15 protein-coding genes, 1 tRNA gene and 1 pseudogene are annotated in these 16,801 nt (G+C 68.4%); 6 read left to right on the forward strand and 11 right to left on the reverse strand.

Translation table 11 applies throughout. The features are described from left to right. Window positions 1-231: 231 nt before the first annotated feature. On the forward strand, window positions 232-1,050 hold the full coding sequence (locus ACZ6S6_RS31755; RefSeq protein ID WP_469708321.1) for an SPDY domain-containing protein: 819 nt from the start codon (window positions 232-234) through the stop codon (window positions 1,048-1,050). A gap of 258 nt (window positions 1,051-1,308) precedes the next feature. Here ACZ6S6_RS31755 and ACZ6S6_RS31760 read toward each other — a convergent pair whose 3' ends face one another. The 6 genes from ACZ6S6_RS31760 to ACZ6S6_RS31785 all read right to left on the reverse strand — a co-directional run bounded on the left by ACZ6S6_RS31760 (window position 1,309) and on the right by ACZ6S6_RS31785 (window position 7,379). Then, the gene (locus ACZ6S6_RS31760) at window positions 1,309-1,689 is read right to left on the reverse strand and encodes a hypothetical protein (protein ID WP_364579165.1); all 381 of its coding nucleotides are present in this window, start codon (window positions 1,687-1,689) and stop codon (window positions 1,309-1,311) included. 108 nt (window positions 1,690-1,797) lie between these two features. After that, complete coding sequence (locus ACZ6S6_RS31765; protein WP_469708263.1) at window positions 1,798-3,540, reverse strand: mobilization protein; 1,743 nt, start codon at window positions 3,538-3,540, stop codon at window positions 1,798-1,800. Next, window positions 3,537-3,947, reverse strand: coding sequence for a mobilization protein (locus ACZ6S6_RS31770; RefSeq protein WP_362963743.1), 411 nt, complete (start codon window positions 3,945-3,947; stop codon window positions 3,537-3,539). Before ACZ6S6_RS31770 ends, ACZ6S6_RS31765 begins: the two co-directional genes overlap by 4 nt. A 428-nt stretch (window positions 3,948-4,375) precedes the next feature. Then, window positions 4,376-5,668 (reverse strand): hypothetical protein, encoded by a 1,293-nt coding sequence (locus ACZ6S6_RS31775; RefSeq protein ID WP_469708266.1) that lies wholly within the window; start codon window positions 5,666-5,668, stop codon window positions 4,376-4,378. Between the two features lie 98 nt (window positions 5,669-5,766). Further along, a complete protein-coding gene (locus tag ACZ6S6_RS31780) occupies window positions 5,767-6,465 on the reverse strand; it encodes an ATP-binding protein (protein ID WP_311656000.1) in 699 nt (232 codons plus the stop codon). After that, window positions 6,462-7,379 (reverse strand): hypothetical protein, encoded by a 918-nt coding sequence (locus ACZ6S6_RS31785; protein ID WP_469708268.1) that lies wholly within the window; start codon window positions 7,377-7,379, stop codon window positions 6,462-6,464. Before ACZ6S6_RS31785 ends, ACZ6S6_RS31780 begins: the two co-directional genes overlap by 4 nt. Before the next feature lie 613 nt (window positions 7,380-7,992). Here ACZ6S6_RS31785 and ACZ6S6_RS31790 point away from each other — a divergent pair. From ACZ6S6_RS31790 to ACZ6S6_RS31805, 4 genes and pseudogenes are all read left to right on the forward strand, one after another. After that, window positions 7,993-8,244, forward strand: a complete 252-nt coding sequence (locus ACZ6S6_RS31790; RefSeq protein ID WP_073733580.1) for a helix-turn-helix domain-containing protein — start codon at window positions 7,993-7,995, stop codon at window positions 8,242-8,244. Between the two features lie 203 nt (window positions 8,245-8,447). After that, complete coding sequence (locus tag ACZ6S6_RS31795) at window positions 8,448-8,798, forward strand: helix-turn-helix domain-containing protein (protein WP_362963737.1); 351 nt, start codon at window positions 8,448-8,450, stop codon at window positions 8,796-8,798. A gap of 30 nt (window positions 8,799-8,828) precedes the next feature. Next, complete coding sequence (locus ACZ6S6_RS31800) at window positions 8,829-10,334, forward strand: LacI family DNA-binding transcriptional regulator (protein WP_469708270.1); 1,506 nt, start codon at window positions 8,829-8,831, stop codon at window positions 10,332-10,334. A gap of 118 nt (window positions 10,335-10,452) precedes the next feature. Next, window positions 10,453-10,827, forward strand: a pseudogene (locus tag ACZ6S6_RS31805) (methionine--tRNA ligase); the annotation flags it as partial. Window positions 10,828-10,988: 161 nt separating this feature from the next. Here ACZ6S6_RS31805 and ACZ6S6_RS31810 read toward each other — a convergent pair. From ACZ6S6_RS31810 to ACZ6S6_RS31825, 4 genes are all read right to left on the reverse strand, one after another. Continuing rightward, window positions 10,989-11,441 carry a hypothetical protein gene (locus ACZ6S6_RS31810; RefSeq protein ID WP_469708272.1) on the reverse strand — a complete coding sequence of 151 codons (453 nt, stop codon included), beginning with the start codon at window positions 11,439-11,441 and terminating at the stop codon, window positions 10,989-10,991. A gap of 13 nt (window positions 11,442-11,454) precedes the next feature. Further along, window positions 11,455-12,354: a TIR domain-containing protein gene (locus ACZ6S6_RS31815; protein WP_469708275.1), complete on the reverse strand. Its 900-nt coding sequence runs from the start codon at window positions 12,352-12,354 to the stop codon at window positions 11,455-11,457. 192 nt (window positions 12,355-12,546) lie between these two features. Beyond that, window positions 12,547-12,620: transfer RNA gene (locus ACZ6S6_RS31820), tRNA-Pro, on the reverse strand. Window positions 12,621-12,820: 200 nt separating this feature from the next. After that, window positions 12,821-13,762 (reverse strand): metallophosphoesterase, encoded by a 942-nt coding sequence (locus ACZ6S6_RS31825; RefSeq protein WP_362963727.1) that lies wholly within the window; start codon window positions 13,760-13,762, stop codon window positions 12,821-12,823. Between the two features lie 79 nt (window positions 13,763-13,841). Here ACZ6S6_RS31825 and ACZ6S6_RS31830 point away from each other — a divergent pair, with 79 nt between their 5' ends. Next, entirely contained in the window at window positions 13,842-14,306 is a 465-nt protein-coding gene (locus ACZ6S6_RS31830) for a GatB/YqeY domain-containing protein (protein ID WP_469708277.1), read from the forward strand. 85 nt (window positions 14,307-14,391) lie between these two features. On the opposite strand, the gene ACZ6S6_RS31835 is transcribed toward ACZ6S6_RS31830, so the two are convergent. Further along, window positions 14,392-16,632, reverse strand: coding sequence for a transglycosylase domain-containing protein (locus ACZ6S6_RS31835; protein ID WP_469708278.1), 2,241 nt, complete (start codon window positions 16,630-16,632; stop codon window positions 14,392-14,394). Window positions 16,633-16,801: the final 169 nt, after the last annotated feature.

Consider the following 16,801-nt stretch of genomic DNA (forward strand, 5'->3'; position numbering starts at 1 on the left):
AGAGATGTCAACGTAGACGACCCGCCAGAACCCCAGGTCAGAGTGCTGATCGGTGCGCCTGCGGCTCCCTCTGGCCGCAGCTTCTTCACTCGTCTACCTAGCTGGCGGCGCGACGCCGACAGCGGGCTCGGGCGCCTGCCGCCCGAGGTCGCCGTCGCTATGAACCGGCAGGCTCCCGTCCAGGCGCTGCCGCGCCGCGTTGCCGGCGCCCAGTACACCCGAACCCGGCTCTTGGAGGCACTCCTGAATCCGCGCTACCCGTTCGATCCCTCTTTCGCGGCTGGCGCTCTTCCCGCGTACTGGGTCAGCCCCCGACACCTGGCTGGCGATGACGGTCGTCTCTGCGATGTCGTCGCGGACAGCCTCGCAGGTCTGGGCTGGACGAGTCTGACAGCCGTGCGAGGACGGCGAGACTTCGATGAGCTGGGAGATCACCAGGTGGTGCGCAGCACCGTCCTGCACATCAGTCCCGACGCTCTTCGGTGGGCACAGTGGGTGCTGGCGGACGAGCCGTTCCACCTCGGTGGCCTGCCGGTCGCGTGGCAGGTCTCGGCCCGCTCGGACACCACCAGTTCGCTCGCGGACTGGTCCGCCTATTTCACCCCAGGCGTACCGGGAGAGGCCATCACCGAGTTTCTCCTGGCGCTCGACCAATGCAGCCAGCCCACCACCTTGTACGACGGTCCCGAATTGGTCCTCGCTGCGGCCGCCGGGCACGGTTGGCTCCGCGACGCCGACCAACCGCACGCAGCGGCGATGCACCCCACCTTCACCGCCCGCCTCAGCCTCGGCGAGGTGCCGCCCCTCATTCAGGATGCCGACCCCAGCGTCCTGACCGCCGAGGGGGACGGGCAGGTGGCGATGGGCTGGCAGGCGTGGGCTGAGCCTGCAATGGGGGCTCCGTACCTGTGGGCCGCCTCATTCAGCGCGAGCGTGCCGCACCGTTTGGTCGCCGCGTTCGCCTCCTCGCTCAGCTCCACGGCACCGGTACTGCGCCGGGTGCTGCCGGAAAGTACGCGGGACCAGATCCTGTGTGCTCCCGCCAACTGAGAAGCGTCCCACTCCGCGTAACAAAGCCGGGCCTCCCGTCTGGGCGGCCCGGCTTTGTGCTGCTCTAGCAGGTCTTGTGTGCAGCGGACTCGTGGCTGCTGGGGCGGGACTGTGTCAACACTGGGTGCTATGTCCCGCTTGCTGGCACCGCTGAGCGACGGTGCCTATCTGATCTCTCGTCGCTCCGATCGCTGAGGCTGGCAGACACGCCGGCCAGGCCGATTCCTCGCCCTGGTCGAACAACGACGCGGCCCTTCGTCAGTAGGTGTTGGCGGTGAAGGGGCGCGGGGGTGTGGCTACGAGGCCGAGCAGGCGGTTGAACTCCGTCCGGTCCTCTTCGCTCATGAGCTCGTGGGCGTTGCCGAGGTTCTTCACGGTGAGCTGCTGCATGAACGGGGCGAGGAAGCGCTGCAGTGCTTCCGAGGCGTCAGCCCATGCCTGCCGGTGCTTCACGAAGCGCTTGAACTGCGCGTCAAAATCGAGGAACTCGCTGCGAGTCGCTGTGAGGACATGAGCCTGTTCCTCCTTGCTGAACGGCCGTCCATCGCGATGGCTCCACGTGTTGGTGTCGGCTCGGTACTTGAAGTCCGCGTCGGCGAGGAGGGCGATGATGTCGGGTCGGGATGAGGTTGCGGTCATACGGGTGTGACGCTCCTTTTGGGATTGGATGGGGAGCATCAATCGTCTGGAGAATCGCCGGTTGGGCTAACCGGCGATCGTCGGCTATGTTGCGCCCGTTTCCCCGGGTCAGTGCCGGCGGCTGGAGTGGTTCGACGCCTGAGCCGCGGGCGGTGTGGCGGAGGCCGGTGTCGGGATGTGCCGGCCGTCTCGGGTGCCTGCGGTCTGGAGGTGCTCGGGTGCTGCCGCGGGCAGGTGGGCGATGCGGCGTAGGCGCCAGACGAGGACATCGCTGATGGAGTCGGCGCTGCCTAGCTCGCGTCGCCGGGCGGCGTCGGCGAGCAGTGCGCCGGGGTCGTGGCCCGCTTGGCGGGCGTCGGTGAGGGTGGCGGCCAGGGCGGGCCAGCCGGGCTCGGCCTGGATCCGTTCGGCGAGCTCTGGCAGTGCCTGGTGCAGGAGATCGGCTTGCCGCTCTCGAATACGCGGTGCCATCCGCTGGCCTCGCTGGCGGAGGGCGGCGATGGGGTGGGCCGCAGCAGCCTGGTAGGCGGTGCGTAGGTGTTCGGCGGCTTGCTGGGCTGCGGCTGCCTGCTGGCTGTGGTGCCTTTTGGCGTGCCAGTTCGCTGCGGCGATGGCGAGGAAGATGGCCATGTCGATGACCATCGCCGTGGTGGCTCCGTCTTCGCCGCGGCCGAGTGCGGGGCCACTGTGGACGAGATCGTGTGCGGCCTGCCGCAGGGCGTGGTCATGCCCGCGTGCAGCGCGGATATGGGAGCGGCTGGCCCGCTCGAACACGAACGCCGCCTCCCGGAGTTGTGCACGGGTGTGGGCCGCGGAGGTCTTGGCGAGCGCGTCCAGGACCTCACTCGCTGCGGCGATCTGTGCCGCCGCCATTCCGTCGTCGCCGTGGTCGATGATCAGTAGGGCCTGCCAGCTGGCAGCCGCAGCCCTGCGTCGAGCGAACGCGGGATGGGTCACCTGCGGCAGGGCGGGCTGCACCGGCTCGGAACCGCCCTCGGTGTCTGCTTCTGCTTGGAGGGACCAGCGTTCGCGGATGCGGGGCAGGGACAGGTCGGGTGCGAGGGTGGAGCCGGCATAGAAGACCGGCTCGTTGTCCTTGTTGCGGTCACCGGGCAGCGCGACCTTGTAGCCGAGCAGATCGCCCGAGGGTGCGATCCGCTTGCGGATCAGGAGGCCGTCGGCAGCCAGACGGTCGAAGAACTCATCTGTGGAGGCGGCGCCGGCCGACGCGCCGCGCACGGTCTCGCGCAGCTCCTCCCGCACTGTGCGCTCTCGCCCTTGGCGTTCGGCTTTGTGACGCTCGGCGCTGGTGGGCCGCATGGCCGCGGTGCCGTCGCCCGGGGCAACGCGGTACAGGTCGTAGTCGGCTTCGATGAGCCGGGCTTCGGCCTGGGCGCGCTGGCCGGAGCGGTGGTGGTCGGGGCGGCGGCCGTCCTCGCGTACGAGGGTGGCGATGACGTGGATGTGGTCGTCGGCGTGGCGGACGGCGGCCCACCGGCACCCGGCGTCGTCTGGGCCGCCGGAGTCGATGCCGGTGGCGGCCACGATTCGGCGGGCAATGTCGCCCCACTCCTCGTCGCTCAGGATGCGGTCGGTGCGAGCTGCGCGGACGGAGCAGTGCCACACGTGCTGGTCGGGCCGCTGGTCTGTGTCAAGGAGGTGCAGTGGCTGGTCGAGAAGCCGCTGGAGGTCTTCCTTCGTCGCGGAGGGGTCGCGGCCGGGGTCAGGCGCCATGTCGTCGAAGGAGGCGACCAGGTGCGGGTCGACGTGCTCTTCGCGGGTGCCCTTGCCGTAGAGGTAGTTGAGCAGGCCGCGGGTGCTGCTGCCTTGCTTGTGGATGCGGGGAATCAAGCGGCCTCGTCCATCTGGCGGTTGTTGATCCGCTCAACGGCCGCCCTGGTGGCGGTGGCCGCGCGGCGGACGTAGGTGAGGGTTTCCTCGATGCGGGCGCTGTCGATGTCGCCGCCCGAGTTGAGGGTCATGGTCATCTGATTGAGGTTGCTGCCGGCCCAGCCGAGCTTGCGGCCGGTGGCGAAGAGCTCGGTGAGGACGTCGTGGTCGGCGGCGATGGTGGCGGCGGTGCGGGTCTGGTCACGGGCGGCGGCCAGGGCGGAGTGGGCGAGGAATCCGGCGATACTCATGCCGACGGCATCGGCGCCGGCCTGGATGAGGGTGCGTTCACGTTCGTTGAGTCGGACGCTGTGGGCGGGACGCTGCTTCTTGTCGCGCGGGCGGGATTTCCCCTTGCTCAGGCGCATGTGGCTGGCCGTACTTGGCTGCGAACCGCCCTCGGTCGCAGCCCTCCCGTCCCGCGCCCCCTGGCGCTGGTCGGGCCCCGCCACCCCTGGGGCGGGGCCGGGTTCGGACGCTCCCCCTGCGGGGGAGTGTCCGAACCTCCAACTTGCTTCGCTTTGGGCTGGCGTGGCTTGGTTCTCTTTTTGATGCTCTGGGCTGTTGGTGCACGAATCCTGCATGGAGAGCAGCTCCTGGTTGAGGGGAGAGGGCAGCGGACGAGGTCGACGTACGGGCAGCGTCCGTCCCCAACGCCCGCTGGTTCGAGCGGTGAGTCGCGAGGGAGGACCGTGCGTGCCTGGTCAAGCGGCGCGAATGGGGCGGGGCCGTGGGACCAGACGGGGTGCTGGTCCCACGGCCCCCGTTCGACGTTCAGGGCTGACCGGATATCCGGTCAACCCGTGGGGACGGCGGTTTCGCAACCCTGTTCTGCCGCCAGGAGGGCCTTGAGTTCGGTGAGCCGGTCCTCGGAGATGGGGAGGTCGGCCTCGCGGATGGCGTTCCGTAGCACGGCGCGGGTGGCTGTTCCGTGCATGGCGATGGCCGCGCGGCCGATTGCGAGGAGTTCGTCCATCTCGGCACCGGGAGGACGTCCGTAGCGTTGCGCCGCAGGGACGTCGTCCTCGTGGGACGGCTCGGTGGTCTCGCGGGTGGGGACCGAATCGTGCAGGGGAAGTTGGTTCTGCACGGATCGAGGAGGCAGGGACTCAAGACGAGGGTGGGAGTCGGCGTGCTCCTCGGCTTCCTCGCTCGTCAAGTCGAAACCTGCACCCGATCGGCTGCGCGGCGGAGTCGTCTCGACGTGGCGCATGGCGCCTTCGTTTGGAGTGAAGGCGTTCCAAGGCGATGGCAGTTCGATCGTGGCCAGCTCTGTCGCGTGGCGGCGGACGGCAAGCTGGTGCAGCAGCACTTCGCGCTGGCGCTGGTTGATTCCCACAGACGCTTGGGCGACGGCGCGGGAAAGCCGTCGCGCGGTTCGCCGGCCTCGCCAGCTGGCCCGCTGATTCGGGGTTCGCTCCGCAAGGTGCGCGGCCAGGGCGACGGCCCTGCGGGTGGCACGGTCGCGGCTGATCTGCGCGGCGTCACGATCGTGTTCGGCGACCCCAAGGCGCGAGAGGCCGCGTTCGCGTGCTTCGCGCCCTATCCGGGCGAGGAGGCTGTGGGAGGCCGCCTCGGGCGTGCGGATGCGTAGTTCGATGCCCATGGCCTGGTGCCAGAGCAGTGCGGCCATGATCGGTCCCACGAAGGCCCGCACCGTGCCGCCGACCACACCTGACTCGGCGTACGCGGGGATCACCTGTACAGCGGTGATCACCCAGGTCAGGACGCCGGGCAGGCCGGGTGCTTGCTTCGGGCCGTGCAGGTTCTGTCGCGCCAGCAGGGCCGTGGCGAAGAGGGCGAGTTCCGCGGCGGCGAACATCGCGGTGCGCTCGGTGGTGCCGCTCATGTCGAGGTAGTCGGCGGCGAACCGCCAGCTGGTGTCGGCGCTGTAGGCAGTGCATCCGACCGCGGCCAGTGCGGCGACCCTGACCGCGGGTGTTCCGGGCTGTCGCTTGGCGTGGTTTCGGGGAGCGCGTCGGTGGATCAGCCAGCTGACCAGCAGCACTGTGCAGGTGGCCAGGAGGGCGGCGAGCGCGATAGGTATCGCGTTCCAGTGCCCGAGTGCGGGCATGGCAAGTTCCGTCATGCAGGGGTCTCCAAAGGGCCCGCCGCGCCGTGTGGGCAGGCGTGGGCGCGGACGGGCGGTGTGGTAAAGGTGAGCTGGTGCGGGGCGGCGCCGTGCGGTCAGGCGGCGAGCTGGCGTCTGCGGTCGGCGCCGGTGAGGACGACGGTGGTGGTCATCTCGGCGAGACGGGAGGCGACGCGGTCGCCGACGGCGTCGCGGAGCGCGGCGGTCGGCAGGTTGGTCGTGAGGAGGGTGGGGAGCAGGTCGGTGTAGCGGCGGTTGATCAGCCGGTACGTGATCTCCTCGGTCCACTCCGACTGCTTGGCTGCGCCGAGGTCGTCCAGGATCAGCAGCGGGCAGGTGCTGAGGGTGGCGAGGTCGCGCTCGGCGTCGTGGCCGGGGCGTGGGCGCAAGCGGGCGTACAGGTCGGCTGTGGTGGCTGCCTCCCACCGCAGCCGTACCCCGGCGGTCAGCAGCGAGCGCACCGCGCCGTACGCCTGGTGTGTCTTGCCGGTGCCGGTGGGCCCGGCGATTAGCAGGGACGGTCCCAGTGCGATGCCCCGGGTGCCGCTCGGGCCGGGCCGTGCGGCGAGGGCCACCTCGTCGACCCAGGCGGCAACCTGCTGGTGGCCGGCGAGCGCGTGGCGGTAGCGGGGTGGGATGCGGGCCGCGGCCAGTTCCAGCGCGGTCACCCGTTCCGAAGGGGCCTCGGCAGGTGACGTAGTTGGATCGATGCCCCGTTCGGCGAGGATCGTGCCGAGGCGGGCGGCGAGGGTGTTCATGCGCTGCGGCTCCCGGCTGGTGGTGGCTGTGGTCACAGCTGCCCTCCGTAGGCCGCCTCGACGTCAGCGGGCGCCGGGTTGGTCCATGCTCGGTGCGGGGCGGCAGCTGCCCGTGGAGCGTTCATGGCCTCGTCGACCAGGCTCGGCAGCAGCCCAGCGGACAGCCCCTTGGTACGCATGCGGTCCATCCCGGCCCTGATGTGGTCGGGGGACACCCCCTCGCCGAGCAGTTTGCTGACCACCTTGCCGAGGCGGCCGAGGACGTCGCTGGGCGGGCGGTGTTGGCATGCGGCGACGTGCTCGGCGACCAGGTCCTTGGCCGAGACCGAACCCGAGACGGCAGGGGGCGTGGGGGCGCTTGCGCTCCCCACCGGAGGTGATCCTAGATCCAGGATCCTAGGTCCTAGATCCGGACCCTGAGTCCTCACCGCAGTCTCCCAGCGTTGTGGTGAGGGCTCACTGAAATTGCCCTGACCTGCGGTTTCCCGGTTCACGGAGGGCTCGCTGCGTCCGCGTGACGCATCAGGGCGTCCACCGTGAGGGCTCACGGCCTGTTCATGGAGGGCTCCGTGAACAGGTGAGGCCGCCTCGTCCGACCGGCTGCCCTGGTGGCGCGGGCAGGCCGGGCAGCGGCTGCCGCTGGGCCGGTTGATCTTCTGGTGACGGGCCCAGGTGACGATGTGCAGGTACCGCTTGCCGTCGTCGCCTTCGTACCGGCAGATCAGACCCGCACTGTCGAGCTGCGTGAGGTCGTCCTCGACCTCCAGCGGGCCGTGCTCGGGGCGCAGGGACCAGAGGGCGCCGGCGATGACAGCGGCCTGGTCGCGGAAGCGGCCGTGGTCGTCCGCCTGCGTAAGCAGGCCGAAGAAGGTCCGCTCGGCATGGACGCTCACCGCGGCCAGCGACTCGGAGATGAAGGCTTCCGGCTTGATGGTGCGTATCCGCGCCATGTCTATCGCCCCGCCTTCGTGGGCCGAGCAGACGAGTTCGGCGACGGGGATGCGACTACGGCCACGAAGGCAGTAGCTTGTTGGGGCATGCACAGTTCCTCACCCGGTGGCGTTATGACCGCCACCGTCTTGATCGTTCAGGTACGGGCGATATCGGTAGGGACTTCTTGGCCCCCGGCGTTGGCCCGCCGGGGGCTTTTTCATGTGCTCGGAACCGCAGGGGTTTCCGGGCGCATGGCCAAGACAGCCACATCTTCCCCGCACAAGTCCAGCATTCCGCCGGGAAAGCAAACAGCTCTCGGCGAACGTGTCGTGCGCGGCTTCCTTAAAACGGTAGACCCGAATCGCCGGTTGACCAAGAAGTTGCATAAATCGGGCAGTTGGCAAGCGAATCCGTGGGCGGCGCTGGTGAGCGCGCGATGCAAGATGCCCACGTCGAGGCCACGTAGGTGCTACCAGCATGAGGGCAGCAGGTGATTTGGTCATCCGCCAATTCCGGTCTATGTTGCGCCGCTCGCAAGGAGCCTGGGGGCCAGATCTGACAAAAAAGATGCGAAACATAGCAGCACATTGCCGGTTACCCAAACCGGCAATGCAGAGCTACAACTGACCCATGCCTGAGAGTCCTTTGGGAATTGGTCCGGCTGGCGTGCTGACCGCCCGCGCCATTACCCGTGCCCGCACAGCGCGCGGATTCGCCCAGCGCCAGCTGGCCGAACGTGTCACCGCGCTCGGCCGGCCCATGACCATCACGATGCTGTCCCGCATCGAATGCAGACAGCGCCGCTGCGATGTCGACGACCTCGTCGCCATCGCAGCCGCTCTCGGCCTCTCCCCGCTCGCCCTGCTCGCCGAGACGAGTTAGCCGAACGAGCCCCAACAGCGCTCCCTGGGTGGGCCAACACCCGGCAGCCGCTACGCACATCACCTCGCCCGTACCTGAAACACCAAGGCCGGCGTACCCGTCTCCGCACGGCCGCGCCAGAGAAGGAACCTCCTTGCGCCGAGAGGCCATTCCCCCTGCCCCGTTGCCGTTCCGCCTCCGTACCGCGAAGGAGGCGATCTCGCATGGCTGAGCAGTCAGGCACCGGCGTAGCGCCGCCCCGCCTCTACCGTCCCGAGGACATCGCTGCTGTTCTCGGCTGCTCTGCCTGGTGGGTCAAGGACAGGGCCCGCCGGCGGCTGATCCCCTTCACTCGGGTCGGCCGCGCGTACCGCTTCACCGCAGAACACCTCGCAGAGATCATCCGCCTCCACGAGGAACGGCCCGCACGGGCACACCAGCCAGTCACAGCTCGGACCGTCGCCAAGACCGACGCCCAGCAGGCGGAAGCGCCCCAGCGTGCCGCGCCCACAACCCGCCTGCGGGCGCGGCCTCCGGCCCGCGCCAGGCAGAGCCAGTTCAGCACCGTCGCCTGACACGACCGCGTACCAAGGGAGAGGAGGAGCGTGGGTTTCGCGGAGAAGCGCGCGAACTACTGGCGCGGCCGGTACAAGACCGGACCTGGGAAGCACCTCACGGTCGTCGACGAGCAGGGCAAGGCGATCAAGTTCGCCACCAAGGGCGAGGCTCAGCGCGCCGCGAGCGAGGCCGAGAACAAATACCGGCGCGGCGACTGGCGTGACCCGGCACTCGGCCAGGAGACGTTCGGCGAGTACGCGAGCCGCTGGTACGAGGCCCAGGACCTGGCCGCATCGACCATGCAGAACTACAAGCGCCACATCGAGGAGCACCTGCTTCCCGACTTCGGGGACCATGCGCTCGCCGGCATCCTGCGCTCGGACGTCGACCGGTGGGAGAAGAAGGAAAGGGCTCTGTACGCGGCCTCCAGCGTCAAGACCTGGCGCTCGACGTTCCACCTGATCTACGAGGACGCGATCGACGAAGGACTGATCACGTCGAACCCGGCGACCAGGCGGCGTGGGCGGGGCAAGCGCGCGGGCCGCTCCCGTGACCGAGGCCCGGAGAAGGTCGTCACCGATCCGCTCGGCATCCTGTTGATCGCCGAACGAGCAGCACTGCTGTCCGGCCGAGATGACGAGTTCGTCGCCGTCGTCCTCAAGGGATACACCGGCATGCGCTGGGGCGAAATAGTCGGCCTGGAGACCGAGTTCACTCGACCTGGCTCCGTCCGTGTCGAATGGCAGCTGTACGAACTCGACTCGGGCGAGATGGTGCGCTGCCCGCCCAAGGACGACAGCTATCGCACCCTCGACTCGATGGACTGGCTGTCCGCCCTGGTCGCCAATCACATCGCCCGCACGAAGCCGACGCCCTGCCCCTGCCACGGTAGGACCTACATCTTCCGCGGGCAGGGCACGGCTCGTACGGGCGGCCACCACGGTGCGAAACTCGTCGACGTCGCACGCCGTGCCGAAATCTCCACGGGGACGGTATCCAACGTCCTCAACCACCCCGATCGCGTCGCTGAGGCGACGCGAATGCGGGTGGAGGAGGCCATCACGGACCTCGGGTTCGTACGAGGCGGCGCGGTGGTGGAGCCTGCGGCCCACTGGCGCAGGAACGGTTTCGCGACGTGGCTGTTCACCCCGGCGGTATCGGGCTGGTACCCGAAGAAGGCCCCGCAGGAGGCACGACCCGTGCCGCTACTCGGCGAGCCGTGGCCAGGAGTCCCCGCGCGAGGGCGGGGCGCCGGCCAACGAGCTGACGCCTGCTGGCTCCCGATCGCCAAGGGCCTCACGCCTCACGGACTGCGCCACGCCCATAGGACCGTGATGGAGGGCCTCGGCACCGAGAAGGTCCTCATGGACCAGCGCATGGGACACATCGACGGCTCCGTCTCGGCGCGCTATGCCCATGTCACCCCTGGCATGCGAAAGCGCCTCATGCTCGGCCTGACCGAGCAGTGGGAGGCAGCACTCGCTGCCCGCCTGGCGATGTGTCCCACGTCGCCCGTGCACGTGCTCGACGCCCTCCTGCGTGCACGGAGGTAGCACAGGCCGAGGCGAAGCCTGGGCGGTGAGAGCACCTGGACTTCGCTGTTCGCAGGGGTGACGCCGGTCCGGAGTGCGGCCCTGCTGGGAGAGGGGTCTTGGATCGTATGAATCACCCCTCCAGTACCGAAAGGCAGGGGCGGCGTTGCACACCCTGTGGTCGGCGGGCAACTCCTACCTGGAGGAGAAGGCCCCCTGGCTGGAGATCAAGACCGACCCGGAGGGCGCTGCCCTGACTCTGCGTACGGCGATGAACCTGATCCACCTCTACGCGGTTGTCTCCGAGCCGTTCATCCCGGCCTCGGCCGCCGCCATGCGCGGTGCCTTCGCTCTGGAAGGCGACACTGCGACCTGGGTGACCGCCGAGCAGGCCAAGTCCCTGGACGCCGTTCCGGCCGGTACGGCCTTCACCGTGCCGCCGGTGCTCTTCGCGAAGATCTCGGAGGAGGACTTGGAGTCCTACCGCGAGCGCTTCGGCGGAGCCGACGCCTGAGTCGTCCTGCCCCGCTGGTACCGGCATGGCTTTACAGGGCGTTATGGCTGAGCTGCGGAGCCCGGAAGCTGATGGTCCCGGATGATGCGCGACGCCTGTGCCTCACGCGGTCGCCGTGAGGCACAGGCGCATCATGTACCGGCAGCCTCAACTGCCTGGGGTCAGACGGCGAAGGCTTGGCCGCATACGAGACAGTGGTACGGGCCTGAGGCGTTTTCGGGAACCTTCACGGGCTCGAACGAGTGGCAGGGGGATGTCACGATGACCATGTCGTCAGGCTCGGTCAGCGGCGAAGGCACTTCTGGAGACTCCACGCCGTCCTTGACGCTGACCTTTACGTACTTGCTGCGGGTCCGCTTGAAGACGTTCTTCAGCTCGTCCTCCACCATGCGCGCTGCGGCAGGAGCCATCACGCCCCTGGTGTAGTCGATCTGCTCCTGCGTCCACCAGGAGTCCAGCCCCGCCGGCTGACCACAAAGAGGGCAGTAGTAGGCGGTGGGCGACGACTGCTGCTCGGCCTCTTCGTTCGCCGGCCCGTGGTGCCACTTGAACTGGCTGATGCAGTGAGGACACTCCCGACGCACGAAACCGTCGTGGTCGAGAGGCAGGCTCATCGGAATCTCCATGTCAGGCCCCGTCCACGAACTCTTCAACCCTGATCGGCACCCCATCGGCGGTCTTGCCCGTCAGGACTACGTTGAAATACGAGCTTGCCCCCATCCCCATGGAGCGGGCGCTCATCACGCGCACCGACTTACCGGCGGGCAACTTCGGCACCGGGAACTCACCCTCGTTGCGTGTGACCAGCTCGGCCGACTCTTCGGCTTCCACATCAAGGTCGTAGACGTCCCCGGGTCCGTGGTTGGTGATCACGACCGTCCCCATTTTCCTCGGCCCATTGTCGACGTATCGGGCACTCAGCCTGGGGGCGCCGGCCGCCTGCGACGACGGCAGCTTCCGCCCCAGCGGAAGCCCGCCGCCTGGCGGCACTGGGGGAGTGAGGTCGCCGACGTCATGCCAGTCCGTGCCGGTCAGGCGCACAGCACACCCAGCCGTCTGCAGACGCATCGCGAGGTCCTGACGCTTTCTCGTGGAGTTGTCGAGGCGGATCACATGCCGGCCGTGAATGTCGCTGAAGACCTTCATCTGCCCGAGCTCCACGATGACGGTGCGGTTCTCGTCCCGGCCCATGGCCATGCCCGCCTCGAACAGGACGTTCGGCCGGGGCTGCATCTGCGGGCTGCACTCGGGGTCGGCGGCGTAGGTGAGGCTCTCGTGCAGGTAGGTGACGTCGTCGGGGGTCTGGAGGACGACCACCGCTTGCGCGTTTGAGAAGGCTGTGTCCAGGACCTCGCCGATGTATGGGGAGCCCTTGCCGGTCATTTGGATGGCCTCGGACCACTCGATGGGATCGAGCCCCAGCGCCCGCAGGAACTCGAAGAGCCCTTTGCGTGCGAGTTCGTTTCGTCCGTGGATCACGAACACCTTGCGAGGATCTGCGCTGTCCTCGGCCACTCGGTCTGCCATGCCTTGCTCACCACTCACGGTCGAGGGGGAACTGTCCCCAGTGACGGTAGTGGCGGGCACTGACAACGGGGGCCCCGATACGGGAGCCGGAATCCGAAGTCGGCTCCCAAACGGCTCCCAAGACGCCCCCGGAAACCACTCAGGGGCCTGATCCACTAAGTGGATCAGGCCCCTGACCTGGTCTTACGGCTGTCGGGGTGGCGGGATTTGAACCCACGACCTCTTCGTCCCGAACGAAGCGCGCTGCCAAGCTGCGCTACACCCCGATCGTCGTCGGTGTCCCGGCGACATCGATTACTTTAGCCCACCGGCGGCCGGAGACGAAATCCGGTTTTTGTGCCGATCGGGGTGCGGGTGAGAGATACCGGGGCGGGGTACGTGCGAAGGGTGCGGGCGAGGGGTACGTGCGAGGGGTATGTGCGAGGAGGGGGTGCGCAGGGTTCGCGCGAGGGGTGTTGTGCGGGGGCTATGCGTCCCGGGCCGTCAAGGTCAGCAGGGTGGCCTCCGGGGGGCAGGCGAAGCGGACCGGGGTGTAGCGGTTGGTGCCGCAGCCGGCCGAGACGTGGAGGTAGGCGCGGTTGCCGTCGACCGAGTGGGAGGAGAGGCCCTTCACGCGGTCCGTGTCCAGGTCGCAGTTGGTGACCAGGGCCCCGTAGAAGGGGATGCAGAGCTGGCCGCCGTGGGTGTGGCCGGCCAGGATGAGCGGGTAGCCGTCCGAGGTGAAGGCGTCCAGGGAGCGCAGGTAGGGGGCGTGGACCACGCCGATGGAGAGGTCGGCGCCCGACTCGGGGCCGCCCGAGACCTCCGCGTAGCGGTCGCGCTTGATGTGCGGGTCGTCCAGGCCGGTGAAGGCGAGCTCCAGGCCGTCGAGCTTGAGGCGGCCGCGGGTGTTGGACAGGTTCAGCCAGCCCGCCTCGTCGAAGGCGTCCCGCATCGGTTCCCACGGGTTGTGGACGACGCCGACCGCCGGGGCGTTCCCGTTGAGGCCGTGCTTGCCCGCGGTCTTCTCGAAGAGGTAGCGGGCGGGGTTGCGGAGCTTGGGGCCGTAGTAGTCGTTCGAGCCGAACACGTACACACCCGGGAGCTCCATCAGCGGTCCGAGCGCGTCGAGCAGCTCCGGTACGGCCTCCGGGTCCGAGAGGTTGTCGCCGGTGTTCACGACGAAGTCCGGGCGCAGCCCGGCCAGGGACTGCAGCCAGGCGCGCTTCTTGCGCTGGCCGCTCACCATGTGCACGTCGGAGATCTGGAGGACGCGCAACGGACGTGCTCCGTGCGGGAGTACGGGGACAGTGACCCTTCGCAGGCGGAACGAGCGGGCCTCGAATCCGGCCGCGTAGGCGAGGCCGACGGCGCCGGCCGCGGCGGTGACCGCCGTGATTTTCAGGGGTACTCCGTAGCGTGCGCGCATGCGCCCATCGTCGCAGACAGTGCGTGCGGACAGGAAAACCGGCGGGCGGCGGGCGCCCCGCACCTGCCACAATCACCCCATGACCACGCTCAAGTCCAAGCTCAAGGAAGACCTCACCACGGCCATGAAGGCGCGCGACGAGCTGACCTCGTCCACGCTCCGGCTGACGCTCACCGCGATCACCAAGGAGGAGGTCAGCGGCAAGTCGGCCCGCGAACTCTCCGACGACGAGGTGCAGAAGGTGATCGCCAGGGAGGCGAAGAAGCGCCGCGAGGCGGCCGAGGCCTTTTCCCAGGGCGGCCGGACCGAGCAGGCCGAGCGGGAGAAGAAGGAGGGCGAGCTGCTCGACGCCTACCTCCCGCAGCAGCTGGGCGACGACGAGCTGGCCGCCATCGTGGCGTCCGCCGTCGACGAGGCGAAGGCCGCCGGCGCCGAGGGGCCCCGTGCGATGGGCGCCGTGATGAAGATCGTGAACCCGAAGGTCACGGGGCGTGCGGAGGGTGGCCGGGTGGCCGCCCTCGTCAAGAAGCTGCTCGCGGGCTGAGGCGGCCGCGGAAGGCCGGTACATACGAAGGTGGGGCGCACCCGGTACGGGTGCGCCCCACCTTCATGTCCACGGCGGTGACAGGTCAGGGACCCTGAGACCCGCCGTTGTCCTGACCGCGGGCGTGGCCGTTGTTCCCGCCGACCAGGCCCGGCGGGATGCTGATGCCGGGGAAGGGGTCGTCGTCACCGGGCTTGTTGTCGCCGTCGCCCGGCTTGTTCTTGTCCTTGTTCTTGTCCTTGTCTGCCTTCGGCTTGGCCCGCGGTACGTCGACCGCGTTGAAGGCAGGGGTCTCCGAGACGCTCAGGGAGCCGGTCATCGCCGTCTTCCAGATCGGGCCGGGCAGACAGCCACCGCAGACGTCGGCGTAGTACTGGCCGCCGATGGTGATGTTGCTCATCGGGAGCTGCTTGGCGCCGTCGCTGCCGACCCAGACCGCCGTGGACAGGTTCGGTGTGTAGCCGACGAACCAGGCGTTCTTGCGCTCGTCGGTGGTACCGGTCTTGCCCGCGTTGTCACGGTCCTTGAGACCGGCCTGCTGTCCGGTTCCGTCCGCCACGACGCCCTTGAGCATCTGGTTGATGGTGTCCGCCGTGTGCTCGCTCATGGCCTGCGTGCACTTCGACTTCGGTACGTCGATCTGCTTGCCGTCCGGCTTGGTCACCGAGAGGATCGCGATCGGGGAGCAGTACTTGCCGCGGTTGGCGAAGGTGGCGTACACCGACGCCATCGCCAGCGGTGTCGACTCCTGGCCGCCGAGGGTGGTGGCGGGGGCCTGCTTCAGCGGCTTGTTGTCGCCGCGGATGTAGCCGACCTTCTTCGCCATCGAGAGGGTCTCGCAGAGGCCTGTCTTCTCCTCCAGCTTGGCGAAGTAGGTGTTGACCGACTTGCCCAGCGCGCTGGTCATGTCGAAGGTGCCCTTCTCCGACTCCAGCTCGTTCTCCACGCTCCACGGGATGGTGTCCGCGGGCTGGTTGTCGCAGGTGCGGAAGGCGTCGGCGGGCAGGCTGATCTGGTGGTCCGTGGTGAAGCTCTGCGCCGGGCTGATGCCCTTCTCCAGTGCCGCAGCCGCGGTGATCGGCTTGAAGGTCGAACCCACCTGGAAGCCGAAGTTGGTGCCGCCCGACTTGTGGTCGACGTTGAGGTTCAGCACGGTCTGGTGCTTGGAAGCGTCCAGCCCGTACGGGCGGGACTGGGCCATCGCCAAGATCTGGCCCGTGCCGGGCTTCACCTGCACGACCGCGTCGGCGATCGCGTCGTCCTTGTTGACCCGGGACGTGGCGGCCTCGTTGGAGGCGGCCTGCGAGCGCGGGTCCAGCGTCGTCTTGATGGTGAGCCCGCCGACCGCCCAGAGCTTGGCGCGGTCCTGCGCGGTCTTACCGAAGGCGGGGTCGCCCGTGACGATCTGCCGGACGTAGTCGCAGAAGAAGCCGGAGCCGCTGACGGCGGTGATGCAGCCGTTCTGCGGCCGCTTGACCTTCAGCTTGATCGGGGTCGCCTGGGCCTTGGTCGCCTCGCTCTTCGAGATGTCCCCGACATCCGCCATCCGCTGGAGCACGGTGTTGCGGCGCTTGGTCGCCTCCTCCGTGTCGTTGACGGGGTCGTAGCGGCTGGGCGACTGCACGATGCCGGCCAGCAGCGCCGCCTCCTCCACCTTCAGGTCCTTCGCCGACTTCGAGAAGTAGCGTTGCGAGGCCGCCTCGACCCCGTACGCCTGCTGTCCGAAGAAGGTGATGTTGAGGTAGTTCTCCAGGATCTTCTTCTTGCCGAGCTCTTCCTCGACCTGGATCGCGTACTTCAGCTCCTGGACCTTGCGGCCGAGCGTCTGCTGGGTGGCCTCGGCGACCTTGGCCGGGTCGTCGCCCGCCTCCTCGACGAAGACGTTCTTCACGTACTGCTGGGTGAGGGTCGACGCCCCCTGTGCGGTCCCTCCTGACTGAACGTTCCGGTTCATCGCGCGCAGGATGCCCTTGAGGTCGACCGCGCCGTGTTCGTAGAACCGGGCGTCCTCGATCGCGATGATCGCCTTCTGCATGTACGGGGAGATGGCCTTGAGCGGCACCACGGTGCGGTCACGCGAGTAGACCGTGGCGATCTGGCCACCCTGGTTGTCCAGGATCGTGGTTCGCTGGCTCAGCGGCGGAGTCTTCAGATTGGCCGGGATCTCGTCGAATCCGTCGACCGTTCCCTTGGCGGCGAGACCCAGTGCTCCGGCGGCCGGCAGCGCGATGCCCGCCAGGACCACTCCGGAGAGTGCGGCGACACCGAGGAACTTGGCGGCCTGCTGGGTCGTCGTGAGACCCCCGCCCGAGCGCTTCTTTGGCATGGGGGCAGCCTACGTTCTCATTCGCCGGACACACGTATATGCCTTGGCCTAAGCTGCTCTCAACTGTCACAGCAGTCCGGTTTCGTATCAACCCCCCTGCATGAGCCTGTGCACGACCCGGCCACGATTCAGGCGCTCCCGAAATCGCCTCGTGTGTCATCGAACGTCC

The sequence above is a fragment of the Streptomyces sp. NPDC048671 genome, from assembly GCF_055587045.1.